This window comes from Chryseobacterium hilariae (assembly GCF_051400735.1).
GTDB lineage: Bacteria > Bacteroidota > Bacteroidia > Flavobacteriales > Weeksellaceae > Chryseobacterium.
Window position 1 is genome coordinate 1,232,333 of record NZ_JBLFFJ010000001.1, and the last position, 14,567, is coordinate 1,246,899.

Annotated in this window: 9 protein-coding genes; 1 reads left to right on the top strand and 8 read right to left on the bottom strand. The window is 39.8% G+C overall.

From position 1 onward, the window contains the following. Nucleotides 1–42: 42 nt before the first annotated feature. From ACMGDK_RS05690 to ACMGDK_RS05720, 7 genes are all read right to left on the bottom strand, one after another. Nucleotides 43–3,642, bottom strand: coding sequence for a choice-of-anchor L domain-containing protein (locus ACMGDK_RS05690; RefSeq protein ID WP_436807038.1), 3,600 nt, complete (start codon nt 3,640–3,642; stop codon nt 43–45). 171 nt (nt 3,643–3,813) lie between these two features. After that, complete coding sequence (locus ACMGDK_RS05695) at nt 3,814–6,174, bottom strand: choice-of-anchor L domain-containing protein (protein WP_436807039.1); 2,361 nt, start codon at nt 6,172–6,174, stop codon at nt 3,814–3,816. 227 nt (nt 6,175–6,401) lie between these two features. Next, nucleotides 6,402–6,953, bottom strand: a complete 552-nt coding sequence (locus tag ACMGDK_RS05700) for a DUF1003 domain-containing protein (protein ID WP_436807040.1) — start codon at nt 6,951–6,953, stop codon at nt 6,402–6,404. A gap of 12 nt (nt 6,954–6,965) precedes the next feature. Next, on the bottom strand, nt 6,966–7,736 hold the full coding sequence (locus ACMGDK_RS05705; RefSeq protein WP_436807041.1) for a TIGR02757 family protein: 771 nt from the start codon (nt 7,734–7,736) through the stop codon (nt 6,966–6,968). A gap of 7 nt (nt 7,737–7,743) precedes the next feature. Next, the gene (locus tag ACMGDK_RS05710) at nt 7,744–8,658 is read right to left on the bottom strand and encodes a ribonuclease Z (RefSeq protein ID WP_436807042.1); all 915 of its coding nucleotides are present in this window, start codon (nt 8,656–8,658) and stop codon (nt 7,744–7,746) included. A gap of 87 nt (nt 8,659–8,745) precedes the next feature. Continuing rightward, nucleotides 8,746–9,333 carry an RdgB/HAM1 family non-canonical purine NTP pyrophosphatase gene (gene rdgB / locus ACMGDK_RS05715; RefSeq protein ID WP_436807043.1) on the bottom strand — a complete coding sequence of 196 codons (588 nt, stop codon included), beginning with the start codon at nt 9,331–9,333 and terminating at the stop codon, nt 8,746–8,748. A 59-nt stretch (nt 9,334–9,392) separates the two neighbouring features. Next, nucleotides 9,393–10,223, bottom strand: a complete 831-nt coding sequence (locus ACMGDK_RS05720; RefSeq protein ID WP_436807044.1) for a CPBP family intramembrane glutamic endopeptidase — start codon at nt 10,221–10,223, stop codon at nt 9,393–9,395. Between the two features lie 349 nt (nt 10,224–10,572). Here ACMGDK_RS05720 and ACMGDK_RS05725 point away from each other — a divergent pair, with 349 nt between their 5' ends. Further along, nucleotides 10,573–12,168 (top strand): peptide chain release factor 3, encoded by a 1,596-nt coding sequence (locus tag ACMGDK_RS05725; protein ID WP_436807045.1) that lies wholly within the window; start codon nt 10,573–10,575, stop codon nt 12,166–12,168. 65 nt (nt 12,169–12,233) lie between these two features. On the opposite strand, the gene ACMGDK_RS05730 is transcribed toward ACMGDK_RS05725, so the two are convergent. Next, complete coding sequence (locus ACMGDK_RS05730) at nt 12,234–14,561, bottom strand: zinc-dependent metalloprotease family protein (RefSeq protein ID WP_436807046.1); 2,328 nt, start codon at nt 14,559–14,561, stop codon at nt 12,234–12,236. Nucleotides 14,562–14,567 lie beyond the last annotated feature (6 nt).

Here is a 14,567-nt window from a genome sequence, read left to right on the forward strand (position 1 = left end):
ACATAAAAAAAACAAACCTTCCAAATATGGAAGGTTTATCTATTAGTTTCTATTTTTTAGCAATATCCAGCCTGATCGCTGTTCCAGTTTTTTACTGGCAGGATTTTCCCACTGTACTTTATACCAGTAAGTACCTGTAGGCAGATTCATTCCTTTTAAAGAGCCTGTCCAGACAGCATCGGTTTTGGTGGCCTTGAAAAGCTCTGCACCATACCGGTCAAAAACTGATGCCGCAAAATTATTATATCCCCTAATTCCTGAGAAATCTATTGTGTCATTTATTCCATCCATATTAGGCGTTATGGCATTACTGATTACAAATGTGAAGTAATCTAATGAGGTACTACAATTTGCATCCTTTACCCTTACCATCACATGGTAATTTGTATTATTTAAGACATTATAGAATATATTGGACGACTGCCATACCACGCCTCCGTCTATTGAATATTCCAATTCACCTCCCGTAGGATTGCTTGCCGTAAGGGTAAGCACATGATTATCATATACTATATTCGTAAACTGAGGGAGATCTGGATTTAATAATTTTCCAGTGAAAGTTTTAGAACACACTCCATTACTGATGGTAACGGTATAAGTTCCGGGAACATTCGTAGATATAGTTTGGGTTGTTGCGCCTGTACTCCATAAATAAGTATAGTTAGTACCAGCCCCGGCATCTAGAACGCCTGTATCTCCCGCACACACATATACATCCTCTAATGTAGATACAATAGCCGGCACCACTTCGATGGTTACTTTAGCAGGCAGTACAGAGCTGCAGCCATTACCTCCCAATGCATAAACTGAATATTCTGTAGTAATTGTTGGCGAAACCACCTGAGTACTTCCGTTTCCGGGAAGACCTACCCAATTATAGGTAATTCCTCCGGTAGCCGTAAGGGTAACGGACTCTCCAACACATATTTTTGATTTGGATGCAGATATGCCTGCTGTTGGCGGTCCAACTATCACAGTAACTGTTGCCGGAGTTGCAGAAACACATCCGTTAGCTGATACCGCAAATACTTCATATACCGTAGTAGCAGTTGGCGAAACGACCTGAGTATTTCCGTTTCCGGGAAGTCCCGTCCAGTTATAAGTTACACCTCCTGAAGCAGTCAATGTTACCGATTCTCCCAAACATATTCTAGGCTGGGACGATACAAGAGTAGCTGTTGGTAATGTTGTATTTTGTGTTACAGTAACCGTTGCTGTATAAGTACAGTTTAGATTTCCCGGCTGGGATACATTGGTAACTGTAAGTGTATAGGTTCCACCTGCATTGACTACAGGATTAAGCGTATTGGCCCCTGACACTATATTTCCACCTCCGGTTGCTGTCCAAGCAATCGTAGATCCTGCAGGTACTACAGATGCTGAAGCATTTAATGTAGTCTGAGGCGTAGTACAGGTTATTTCCTGAGGTGCTGCTATCGTAAGTGTTGTTTCTGCTGTTCTCAGCAATTGAAGGGAAACCACATAATGGCATCCTCCGTTTTTCACCAATACATATATTGTCTGATTTCCCGGTGGCGAATAGGTTGTAGGTGTTGCAATAAAATTAGCATTTCCCGCAAGAGCATCAGCCTGATTGATATAATAGGTAAAAGTAACACCTGCCCCTGCAGAAGTGATTTGGCTCTGAGCAGTTGTCAGGTCATAGGTAAGTCCCGGAGCGTAGCATTTATGCAATATAGCGTTCTGTACAGTGATGGGCTGCGAAACTTCAATAGTAATCGTTGCCGGGTTTTGCGACACACATCCATTAGCTCCTACAGCAGTTACAGTGTACGTGGTAGTTGCAGTAGGTGATACTGTCTGGGTATTACCTGTCCCTGGAAGTCCCGTCCAGTTATAGGTGGCACCTCCTGAAGCTGTTAAAGTTACCGATTCACCACTACATATCTGTATTTTGCTTGCTGTAAGCCCTGTGACAGGTGGAGCACTGTCTCCTGTAACTGTAACATTGGCAACAGCAGTACAGGTAACAGGTCCCGGCTGATAAGTTTTTGATATTGTTAAAGTATAAGTTCCCGGGGCATTGATAACCGGAGTTAATGTATTTCCTCCGGAAACGATATTTCCTCCAGTTGTAGTCCAGTTAAAAGTAGATCCCGCAGGATAAACAGAAGCTGAAGCATCTAAAGTGGTCTGCGAGCTGGCACAGGTTAATACCGCAGGCGGTAAAATTGATGCAGTCATCTGAGGCGCTTTTACCAGCTGCAATTCAGCTACTTTGAAGCAGAAGCCATTTTTAACGCGAACATATACTGTTTGTCCTCCAGGGCTGGAATAGGTTGCAGGGCTGGGAATGGTATTTGCATTTCCGGCAAGCGCATCTGCCTGGTTTAAGTAGTATGTAAATGTTGCACCAGGGGTTGTACTTATAGAAGCGTCTGCAGAAGGTAAATTAAAGGTTGCATTTCCAGCAGCGTAACAGGCTGTCAGAGTCGCATTCTGTACGGTAGGGGAAGTTCCTCCAACTACTGTAATGGTTCCCGTTCCCGGGCATGTGTTTCCCTGGATGAATACCTGAACACTGTATACACCTGGTTGCGTAGCAGTATAACTAGCTCCGGTTTGACCGGGAATAGGAATATTATTTAAGAACCACTGATAAGTAACGTTAGGAACCTGAACAGAAGCCGTAAATGTCTGAGGTGCATTATCGCACATATAGACTGTATCAGGAAGCTGCACTCCGGCAGGATCTAGAATTTTAACCCCAATATCGAATGATCCTGCTTCCAGAAATACAGCTGAGTCATAGCTCCTGTCACTAAAATCTGCCAAGACCATTTTGAAGTGATAGGTCTGGCCGGGAATTACAGTAGCTTTTGCGGTCAAAGGAACGGTACGTCCATCAAAGTTAGTTTCAACAATAGGGTTATTGATCCCTGCGAAATACTGTTCGTTTATAGGGCCACAGCCAGAACTCCCGGAAATTGCAGGATGTATGTTAGTTACACTCACGGGGCCTGCTCCATTGGGAAGTACTGCCAGATTTGTATAGGTAGGATCTGTGGATTTCTTTAACAGTAAAGCAAATCCGTCTGATTTGGTACATGCAAACTGGTAGGCGGGAGTATATTCTTTGGAAGCAAACAGGTATCTGAATGTAACCTCTGTAGAAGCTGGTACAAAATCAAATTCTATGTAGGTAGCATCTCTCAGTTCACCATTATTGATTCCCAAAGCCGTAGCCAGGTCTGTATCTCCAAAAGTATTCAGGCCGTCACTTAAAACTCCCTGATAACTGTTACCTGCTTTTGCAGCGTAGCCAGTTGTAAGAATAATTCCTTTTGCAAAAGGAAAAGCTGTGGTTGCTTTATTAAAAAATCCCCAGCTTCGGCCAGGATCGTTTATTGATAGATTGGGAGAAACATTGACATTGCTTACATTGGATGTGGAACACGCTCCTCCGGAAATCAATACGTCTTTTACCAGCTGTGTAATGCTGTAACTGGACTCTGGATAATTGGGTGTATTTACATCTATAAAAACACCTGCTTTCATAGAGGCGGCACTAGCTTTTTTTGCAGGTATCGATGCTCTGTCTGTGTTTTGAGCAAAAACCAAACTGCCGATGAATGCAAAAAATAACGCCAAAAATAAATTTCCAATCCTCCTATTTAACATTTTATAGTATTTTAAACAAAAATACTATTTTTTTTGATTGAAACTTCATTTAACACAATTTACATTATCACTAATGCAAGTTTACTTATTCTGCAATATAAATTTGCTTTGTTTGAAAATAATAAGAAAGGCTGACAAAAATGCCAGCCTTTCTGTAAATTATATAAAAGATTATTCTAAGTTTTTAAGAAGAATCCATCCTGTTTTCACTGCCGTCTGTTTACTGGCAGGATCCTGATAGGTTACCTGATACCAGTAAGATGCGGTAGGCAGACGTTTCCCCTGGAAATAGCCATCCCAATACGGTCTGGTTTTTCCGGCTTTAAACACTTCTCTTCCGTAACGGTCAAAAACAAAACCCTGGAAGTCTTTGTAACTGCTTACTCCGCTAAAATCAATGATGTCATTTACGTTGTCTCCGTTTGGTGTAATTACATTTTTCATAACAAATGTAAAGTACTCCAGAAATCCTACACAACTGGTATTCTTCACTTTAACACGTATAGATATTACTGTATTTTTGGGAACATTGGAAAATACATTGGACGCCTGCCATGTAAAGCCGTTATCCACCGAATATTCCAATACCCCGTTACTAGGATTGCTCGCTGTAAGAACCATTGTTCCACTGTCATTATAATCAACTTTTATAATTTCGGGAACCGCAGCGCGTATCACCTGGGTTTTAAATTCTTTTAAACATACTCCATTACTGATCATTACGGTATATTCACCCGGAGTTGATACGGTAATGCCCTGAGTGGTTTCTCCTGTGTTCCATTCATAGGTATAACCCGGTCCGGAGCCGGCATCTAAAAGGATCATGTCCCCTTCGCAGATTTGTCCTCCTTTCAGTGTAGATACAATAGCCGGAACCACATCAATGGTAATGGATGCGGGTTGTAAAGATTTACAGCCCTGTGCACCAATAGCATATACTGTATAGGTTGTTGTCTGGGTTGGGTTTACCGTCCTTACTCCTCCGGTAAAAGAAGTATCTCCCCATTGATAGGTTACACCGCCTGCAGCTGTTAATATCATAGATTCTCCTTCGCAGATCCTCATTCTTAGAGCGGTAACCTGGGCAACAGGTGTTTCTTCTCGTCTTAACGTAAGAGTCACAATTTTACTACAAAATGCACCATTGGAAACGACTACATATATAACCTGTCCATCGGTACCATTGTAGTTAGTGAGATTCGTGATAAAATTGTTGTTTTGAGCCTGCGCATCTGCCTGATTGGCATAAAAACGAAATACGGCACCCTGCGTAGTACTTATCTGTGGCTTTGCATCTTCTAAATTAAACGTACTCAGAGCCGGAGTAGCACAAAGCTTCAGTGTTGCGTTCTGAGCCGTTGGCGACGTTCCTCCTATAATGGTAATGCTGGCTTTCTGACATTCTGTTCCGCCCACAAAAGTTTTTACTTCATATACCCCGGGTGAAGTGGCTATATATACAGCACTGGTTGCATTAGGAATCACTACACCGTTTTTGTACCATTTGTAAGTCATTCCCGGCACAGCTGTTACCTGTGCTTTCAAAATCTGCGGTGTGTTATCACACATATTCAGGGTTTGACCCAACGGGTTTCCGTTACCATCCACAATTGTCATCCCTATGTCAAATGATCCTCCCTGTAGAAATACGGCAGAATCATAACTATTGTCAACTGCATCTGCCATAACCATTTTAAAATGATAAGTCTGTCCCGGAATAACTGTAGCCACTGCTGTAAGAGGTATAGTCCTACCTATGAAATTGGTTTCAATATTTGTGGTATTCAATCCGCCGAAGTATTGCTCATTAATGGTTTCACCATCGCATCCTACTCCCATTGGCACAATATTAAGAACACTTACCGGTCCTGCTCCGTTGGGCAGAACTGCCAAATTTTCATAGGTTGGGTCTCCTACTTTTTTCAGAAGAAGAGCAAAACCGTCAGCAAAGTCTCCACATGGGAATCCGCTTGTATATTCCTCTGAAGCAAATAAATAATTAAACTTCACCTGATTGCTGTTCGGAACGAAGTCAAATTCCAGGGACACAACATCTTTAAGGTCATCCGGTGGATTAATAGCAGCTACCAAATCAGGATCATTCATCCCTGCTCCCGGAACAATATCGCTTAATGTGGACGCTTCCAATGCATTTCCAGCTCTTCGCGCCTTACCGGAAACAAGCACAACCCCATCAGTAAAAGGAAAATTAGTGGTTCCTTTATGGAAATATCCCCAGGCCCTTTCCGTATCTGTTGGCGGCTGGTTAGGAGATATGGTTACATTGCTCACATTGGGAGCTGCGCAGACAGATCCTCCGGAAATCAGTACATTCTTCACAAGCTGATCTATGGTGAACGCGGAAGGTGCGTAAGTAGGCACATTTACATCAATAAATGCACCGGCTTTTTTACTCTGGATGCTAAACTTTTCGAGTTGCGGCTTTCTGTTCACTTTCTGGGAAAATGCAGAAACAGAAGCCAATAGAAACATCGTAACTAAAAAGTAATTATTCAGTCTATAATTGAACATTTTATTTTTATTTGTTCAAATGTAACAAAAATATCAATAAAATACACTTTTTTACAGTTAACTTTATTAATTCAGCATCTATATTAACAATAAATTTATTTTATAATTACATATTCCACAAAATTAGTAGGATTTATTTTAAAATTTGGATAATGAGCATAAAAAAAGCAGCTCCAATTTGATGGTCTGCTTATGTTTTTTTGAAAACTATTCAGTTCTCATTTGTATTATTCCTTTTTCAGCTGATCTATCTCTGTCTGAAGCTGGCTTATTATATCTTTTAATGCCTTGATTTCATTCTTATTGGAATTGACATTACTTTTCAGAATAACGTTTTTTGCCCTTTCATTATGGTCTTCCTCATCCTCATCTTCATTGATCTCTTCAATATCTTCCTGGATATCTTCAATGTCTTCATTAATCTCCTCGATATCTTCGCTGATCTCTTCAATATCTACACTAATCTCTTCGATATCTTCCTGAATGTCTTCAATATCTTCACTAATCTCCTCAATATCTTCCTGGATATCTTCAATCTTTTCATGACTCTTATTGACAGACATCTGAATAAAAATAGCCAGATAAATTGCCTCTAAAGAAACTACCGTTGTAAGGATCAGAAGCATCTTATCAAACTCAACAATATTGAGCATCGGCAAAAGAAATGAGGTAATAAAAAATAAAGTATGAACAATGAGTGACGGGATAGACCCTACCCACCAAGTAATGCCGTTCGCAATTTTTTCTAAGGCGTCTATTTTTTCAGTTTCTTTTTTCATCCTTTCTTAGTGTTATAATAATTCTTTGGTCACTCCAAGCCCAAACAGGGCGAAATCATATTTAGCAGGATCATTTTCATCAAATTTCCTGATGGCTACATCCAGTTCTTCTACGGTTTTCCAGTCGTTCTGTGTTCTGGAAACCAGTCCCAGCTTTCTGGAAATATTTCCTGTATGTACATCTAACGGGATCGAGAGGTATTTCTGATCTATATTTCCCCAAATACCAAAATCTACGCCATGTTTGTCTTTCCTTACCATCCACCGCAGAAACATAATAATTCTTTTGGAGGAAGAGTTTTTATAAGGTGAGCTGACATGTTTGTGGCTTCTGTGCTTCTCCGGTTCCAGAAAACTGCTTCTGAATCTTTCAATAGCATGCTGAAAATTAGTCTCCTGATCTTTTACCGTAAATAAATTTTCCAGGCTTTCATTTTCGTTATAAATCTTGTTGAACTGCCTGATGAAGTAAGCAAAATCCTGACCGTTAAAGGTCCTGTGTATACTTTTGTCCTGAAGGATTTCCAGATCTTTTTCAGAATGATTCAATACAAAATCATAAGGAGAGTTCCCCATAATATCAAGCATTTTATCTGCAGATTTGATGATTGACTTCCGATTGCCCCAGGAAATAGTGGCCGCCAGAAAACCGGCAATTTCTACATCCTGTTTTAAAGTGAAACGGTGTGGAATCTGTATGGGATCATCTTCAATAAAATCAGGGCTGTTGTATTGATCTGCCTTTTCATTCAAAAAGCTTTTTAATTCTTCAAAATTCAGCATAAAGGTTTTAAATTTTTACACTCTCCAATGCTTTTGGCAGGAAGGTGTTGGGAAAAACATTTCTGGCTTCATCCGTAAATACCGTAAGGTCTGCATACCTGTTTGAAAAATGTCCTAAGATCAGTTTTCCCACTTCAGCCTTCTGGGCAATCATTGCCGCCTCTAAAGCCGTTGAGTGTCCGGTATAATCTGCCATTTCTTTCAGGTCATGAAGGAAAGTGGATTCGTGATACAGAACCGATACATTTTTAATGATCGGAAGCACCGATTCAAGATATCGGGTATCACTGCAGAAAGCATAGGAAACAGGAGGTGCCGGATCCAGGGTCAGCACTTCATTTTTGAGAACATACCCATCACTCAGCACAACATCTTTTCCTGCTTTTATATTATGGTAATCACAGGTTTCTATTTCGCTGTATTTAGCGATTTCCTTCATATTCAGGTGCCTGTCCTTAGGTTTTTCTTTGAAAAGATACCCATTGCAGTATATTCTGTGATCCAGCGGGATTGTATATACCTCTACCCTGCTGTCTTCATAGATCTTTTCGGAATAGTCTTTATCCAGCTCATGATAAACCACTTCAAAACCACGATGCGTTTCTGTAATGGTAAAAATGGTTTCCAGCATTTTTTTGATTCCTTTCGGGCCATAAACATGCAGAGGATTATCTCTTCCTAGCAAACGGAAAGAGGCAATAAGACCGGGAAGACCGAAACAGTGATCACCGTGAAGATGTGATATAAAGATATGATTGATCTTTGAAAATCGCGCTTTTGCTTTTCTCAGCTGTACCTGGGTTCCTTCTCCGCAATCGATCAGAAAATGTCTTTCTTCCATTTCCAGCAGCTGTGCCGTAGGTGAAGAATTAATGGTCGGAATAGCTGAATTAAAGCCTAATATCGTTAAATAAGTACTCAAATCAATAGTTTATTATAACAAATGTACGACAGAAAATCTAAACATATCTTTTGGATGTAAGTTTAAATACTGACCAGCATAGAATTATTACTCTTTTACTTTAAGGAAGTCCATAAACAGGTCTAATGCCTGTTTGCGGTGGCTTATCTTGTTTTTGTCTTCAGGATTCATTTCCGCAAAAGTCCTGTCATGTCCTTCGGGAACAAAGATAGGATCATATCCAAAACCTTTGTGTCCTTTATTTTCTGTAAGTAAATTTCCATGAACCTTTCCTTCAAAATAACGGGCTCCATTTTCATCATAATAGCATAGAACGGTAATAAAATAGGCTTTTCTATTTTCCTGACCTTCCAGCTCGCTTAAAACCTTTTCAATATTTTTAGCAAAATCATGATCTCCTGCATAACGTGCAGAAAAAATTCCGGGTCTGCCATCCAAAGCTTCAACAGCAAGACCGCTGTCGTCCCCCAAACTTGGGATCCCGGTTTTTTCAAAACAGTATTTTGCCTTGATCAGGGCATTCGCTTTGAAAGAGTCGCCATCTTCTACAATCTCTTCATGTATATTATAATCGGTAAGGCTTTTTACTGTAAAATTATTTTCCAGGATCTGCTGGATTTCTTCTTTTTTGTGTTCGTTGTGTGTGGCAACCAATAATTCCATATCTATATTCATTTTTGCTCAATTTGTTTTTTCCATAACATTTACGGTTGATTTTCTATCCTGAATTTTATTTAAATTTCAGCGTAATGTACTTTATACTTTTTCGTAAAAAGATAATAGAACAAAGAAAAAAGTACAATCCCGACAGCCAGAATAACCCATTCGGAAATTTTAAAAGCGTCTGCAAAGCTCTCACTTTTGGTGTAGGTAACCAGCAATGAAGAACACAGATTATTAAACCCATGCAACAGCATCGGCAGTAATAGTGATTTTGTTTTATAGTAAACAAACCCCAATACACATCCCAGCAATACGGCTCCTACAAACTGCCATGGATTTCCGTGAACCAGCCCAAAAATAACGGATGCATAAAAAATAGCTCTCCGTGGGTCTACCCCTTTGTTGATAAGCCCTTTCTGGATAATCCCCCTGAAAATAATTTCTTCAAAAACAGGGGCCATGATTACGGTCATAATGATCATGATGACCGGCTCAAAGGTCAGCTGCTCCATAAGCTTTGAGAAAAACTCATAGTATTTTCCCCAGAACGGCCCTGTGGTAGGAATAAGAGATGTTATAAATTCTGAAATGAACATCATACCCATCATCATAGGAAATATCAGGAGGTAGGTAGAAAAATTCGTAGGAGAAAAATTGAAGTTCAGTTTTTTCCCGGTTGAAGGTCTTACAATGAAAAAATCGAAAAAAGCAATAGCAGTCAGAAAACCTGCAGCATTGGTTACCATCAGGAACCAGTCTTTCAGTTCGAGGTTTTCCCTAAAAGCAATTTTCCAAAAACTGCCGAAAAAAGAAACAGCCATTGTTCCTATAAATAATCCTGCCACTAAAACAAGACCGCCGATCCATGTAAAGGTAAACTTCGGATACCTGCTATTCTCCATACTTTTCTCTGTAAGTTTGTAAAAACAAAGATAATTTTTTTGAAAGCCTTAAGCAACTAAAAAGGGAAATTGTTGAAGCATGCTAGTTTCGGGTTTGAGCGGAGAAGGAATGAAGATTCTTAGTCTGTGAAGGTTTGGGCTTTGCCCTTTTTAACTCAGTCAAGTCTTGGATTCAGTCTAAAACCTGATGCCTTAAATCTAAATTGGAATATTAGCTTAACCCATTTCCACCCAACAACTCTCCTCTCAAACCTATAAAACCCCTATTCCATCACACGCAACCATTTATTCCTGCAAATTATTTGAAACCTCATAAAAAATCCCGATTTTTGCAACTTCAAAATACACTATGTCAGACTTAATCAAAGAAATACAAAAAAGAAAGACTTTCGGGATCATTTCCCACCCGGATGCCGGAAAGACAACCCTTACGGAAAAATTACTTCTTTTCGGGGGTGCTATCCAGGAAGCCGGTGCAGTAAAGTCCAACAAAATAAAAAAAGGGGCTACCTCCGACTTTATGGAAATCGAAAGACAGAGAGGAATCTCCGTTGCGACTTCCGTATTGGCTTTTGAATATAAGGATCACAAGATCAACATTCTGGATACACCAGGTCACAAAGATTTCGCTGAAGATACTTACAGAACTTTAACAGCTGTAGACTCTGTGATCGTCGTAATTGACGTTGCAAAAGGAGTTGAGGAACAGACTGAAAAACTGGTTAAGGTGTGCAGAATGAGGAACATTCCGATGCTGGTTTTCATCAATAAGCTTGACCGTGAAGGTAAGGACGCATTTGATCTTTTGGATGAAGTTGAGCAGAAATTAGGATTAAGAGTGGTTCCGTTGTCTATTCCTATTGGTAGGGGAAGTGATTTCCAGGGAATTTATAATATCTGGGAAAACAATATCCAGCTGTTTCTTGAAGAAAAGAAACAAAGAGTCGGTGAAACGGTTAAGTTTGATGACATCAATGATCCTTCAATAGATGAAGTAATTGGTGAAAAAGCAGCCCAAAACCTAAGAGATGAACTAGAGCTTGTACAGTCTGTTTATCCTGAATTCAGCCGTGAAGAATATATGAACGGTGATTTACAGCCGGTTTTCTTTGGCTCAGCTTTAAATAACTTTGGAGTGCGTGAATTATTGGATGCATTTATCGAAATTGCTCCAATGCCTCAACCTAAAGAAAGTGATATACGTCTTGTTAAGCCGGAAGAAAATAATTTTACAGGATTCGTTTTCAAGATCCACGCAAATATGGATCCGAAACACAGAGACAGGCTTGCTTTCGTGAAGATTGTTTCAGGAACATTCAAAAGAAATGAAAATTACCTGTTGGTAAGGGAAGGCAAAAAAATGAAATTCTCTTCCCCGAATGCATTCTTCGCAGACAAAAAAGAGGTTGTAGACGAAAGTTTCCCTGGCGATATTGTTGGTCTTCATGATACAGGAAGCTTCAGGATCGGTGATACATTAACAGGAGGTGAAAAACTGAGCTTCAAAGGTATACCAAGCTTCTCGCCGGAACATTTCCGTTATATCAACAACAGCGATCCGCTTAAAGCTAAGCAGTTAGCCAAAGGTATTGATCAGCTGATGGACGAAGGGGTTGCCCAGTTATTTACCCTTGAAATGAATGGCAGAAAGATCATCGGGACTGTGGGAGCGCTTCAATATGAGGTTATCCAGTACCGTCTGGAGCATGAATATGGTGCCAAATGTACCTATGAACCTCTTTCAATGCACAAAGCATGTTGGGTGGAAGCGGATGAAAAATCTGAGGAATTTAAGGAGTTTGCGAGATTAAAGCAGCGCTTCCTTGCCAGAGATAAATATGATCAGCTTGTATTTTTGGCGGATTCTTCATTCACCATTCATATGACACAGGAAAAATTTCCGAATGTAAAGCTGCATTTCATCAGTGAATTTCAACAAGACTAAATTGCAATAAAAAACAAAAAACCGTTCATCTGAACGGTTTTTTTTATAGAATCTATCTGAATGATTTACTTAGGTATCATCATTAATTTCTTAACAATTTTTTCTCCATCTACAGTAACATGGATCATATAGGATTCAGTAGGTAAATGTTTTAGGTTAATCTGTTCCAGATCTTGGTCAAATATGTATTTGGTCTTTTTAGGAACAATCAGTTTTCCATCCATTGAAAATAATTCGTAAGTAATAACGTAAGGACGCAGCGGAATCTGTCTAGGAAAATCAGCTTTAATGTAAACATAACCATCATTTGAAGGTACCGGATATATCATCAAGCCTTTGTATATTCTTATAGGGGTTGTTGGATTCCCCGTATTTCCCCCTCCGGGATTTACTACCGCTGATGAATTAATGGTAAAATTTTGCGAATTGACATTTAAAAATACATTATTCACAGCTTTCACCATAATTCTGGCATTATTAGAAATTGTTCCAAGACCACCCGGAACAGTATAGTTATAAGAACCATTATTAGGAGCGCTTGGAACCAAAACAGTTGGGAAAGTAAGACCGCCGTCTTTTGACAAAAGGATCGTTACATTAGGTGTGCTTACGGGTGCAGCTGTTGTGTTGGCAACATCCCATGTAATTGCATATGACTGACCTTCACTCCAGACAACTCCTGCTGTGTTTTGTGAGGTAACCACAAAAGGTCCAGCAGTATCCACAACGGTAAGTTTCACATCATCACGTCCTGTCTGCCCTCCCAGAGGATTATTATCTCTTACAAGAACTGAAAAATTAAGATCTCTACCTCTGGAAGCAAGCTTTTCCCATGCTCTCACATCTCCAGGGGTTGCAATTGCAGGGTCATAGCCGGAAACAATGGTTGACAGCCTAGGAAAGTATCTTGAAGGTGATGCTGTAGGCATTACAGACCTGAAAAGTGGCCCCACTCCATTTACCGGTTGGGGAGGCATAGCCGCAGCCCCAAAATCAGTCTGTTCCCAGGTATACGTAAGAGCATCATTGTCTGCATCCGTTGCAGTTGCCGTCAGCATAAATGGTGTACTTTTCGGTATGCTCTTATCTGTTCCGGCATTTACAATAGGTTCTGCGTTTGCAATGGGCGTTTTAACACCGCAGTTCGAAGTAGAACCTGAAGTTAATCTGGCATACATTTCAGCAATACTTACTGCATGAAAATAAGCATCACTATGGGCCTGTACATTTGGAGCACAAATACCGGCATATCCCATAATAGAGCTTGCACTTCCCGGCTCTATCGATGTAGGTGTGTTTCTGTTACAGTTATTATTTTGCGTATGGTTTGCACCAAACTGATGTCCCATTTCATGGGCTACATAATCTATTACAAAAGGATCGCCTACCGGAACTGCAGAACCTGTAACTCCACCGGCTTTACTGTTTCCACAAATGGAAGGAGTGGCTGCTAAGCCATTATCATTTCCTGCATTGGCTTGAAAGAACAAGTGTCCAATATCGTAATTAGCGGCACCAATAATATTATTGGTAACCGTGATATTTTCACTAAGCATCTGGCTTGCATTCAGGGTATTAAAAGTATCTGTGCTGATAAAGAATAAAGAATCTGTATTCGGAATAAGCTGTAATCTTACTGAAATATCTTTTTCAAAAACTTCATTTAATCTTGTTACGGCCAGGTTCACAGCCGCAAGAACTGCCGCTTTTTTCTGAGCATCCGTTCCTGAGCCTACACCGGCTTGCCCTGCAATATAAGCAGTATATTCTGTTGTCGTTGTAATAGCCAGCCTGTACTTTCTGTTTAATGCGTCAATAACTGTTTTCTGAGCGTTTAAAGCTGATTCTTTCAGTTCATCATTATTTTCATCAAAAAGACATTCAAACTGATTAAGAGATGACGCATTTTTCCTATCATAAAGTTTATAAACCTTATTATCTGTTGTATAAGAATCGATATAATAAATTCCCAGGTTATTCCTGATCATACCATTAAATCCAAAATAAGGATCTATAGTAAACTTTAAAGTTGCTGATTTGTCACCTTTTTTGAAGCCTGTATAAGACCGGATTTCAGAATATCTGTTCTGAAGGTCGGGATGCATCGTTGACGATTCGAAAACCTCATAGGTATCAAAACCTCCTTCAAGGTTTGGAAAATTCAACAATACTCCTTTTCGGGACAAATGCAGGTCACTGTCCGGCAAATTTTTGAGTTGATTTTGAATCTCACTGACATTAAGTTTAAACAAAACAAAATCTGTAATCCTTACATTACTTTCGCGAATCTCAGTGTTGATTTTTGAGTCAAGTTTTTTCCAATGATTTTGCTGAGCAAACCCTACTGCTGAAAACATAAGCAAGGCACCCAGAACTAGTAATTTTTTCTTCATCTGACT

Excerpts from the sequence above, each read along its gene's own strand:
- ACMGDK_RS05720 (WP_436807044.1), bottom strand. The coding sequence starts at position 10,223 with ATGGAGAATAGCAGGTATCCGAAGTTTACCTTTACATGGATCGGCGGT.
- ACMGDK_RS05700 (WP_436807040.1), bottom strand. The coding sequence starts at position 6,953 with ATGAAAAAAGAAACTGAAAAAATAGACGCCTTAGAAAAAATTGCGAAC.
- ACMGDK_RS05730 (WP_436807046.1), bottom strand. The coding sequence starts at position 14,561 with ATGAAGAAAAAATTACTAGTTCTGGGTGCCTTGCTTATGTTTTCAGCA.
- rdgB (WP_436807043.1), bottom strand. The coding sequence starts at position 9,333 with ATGAATATAGATATGGAATTATTGGTTGCCACACACAACGAACACAAA.
- ACMGDK_RS05690 (WP_436807038.1), bottom strand. The coding sequence starts at position 3,642 with ATGTTAAATAGGAGGATTGGAAATTTATTTTTGGCGTTATTTTTTGCA.
- ACMGDK_RS05725 (WP_436807045.1), top strand. The coding sequence starts at position 10,573 with ATGTCAGACTTAATCAAAGAAATACAAAAAAGAAAGACTTTCGGGATC.
- ACMGDK_RS05695 (WP_436807039.1), bottom strand. The coding sequence starts at position 6,174 with ATGTTCAATTATAGACTGAATAATTACTTTTTAGTTACGATGTTTCTA.
- ACMGDK_RS05705 (WP_436807041.1), bottom strand. The coding sequence starts at position 7,736 with ATGCTGAATTTTGAAGAATTAAAAAGCTTTTTGAATGAAAAGGCAGAT.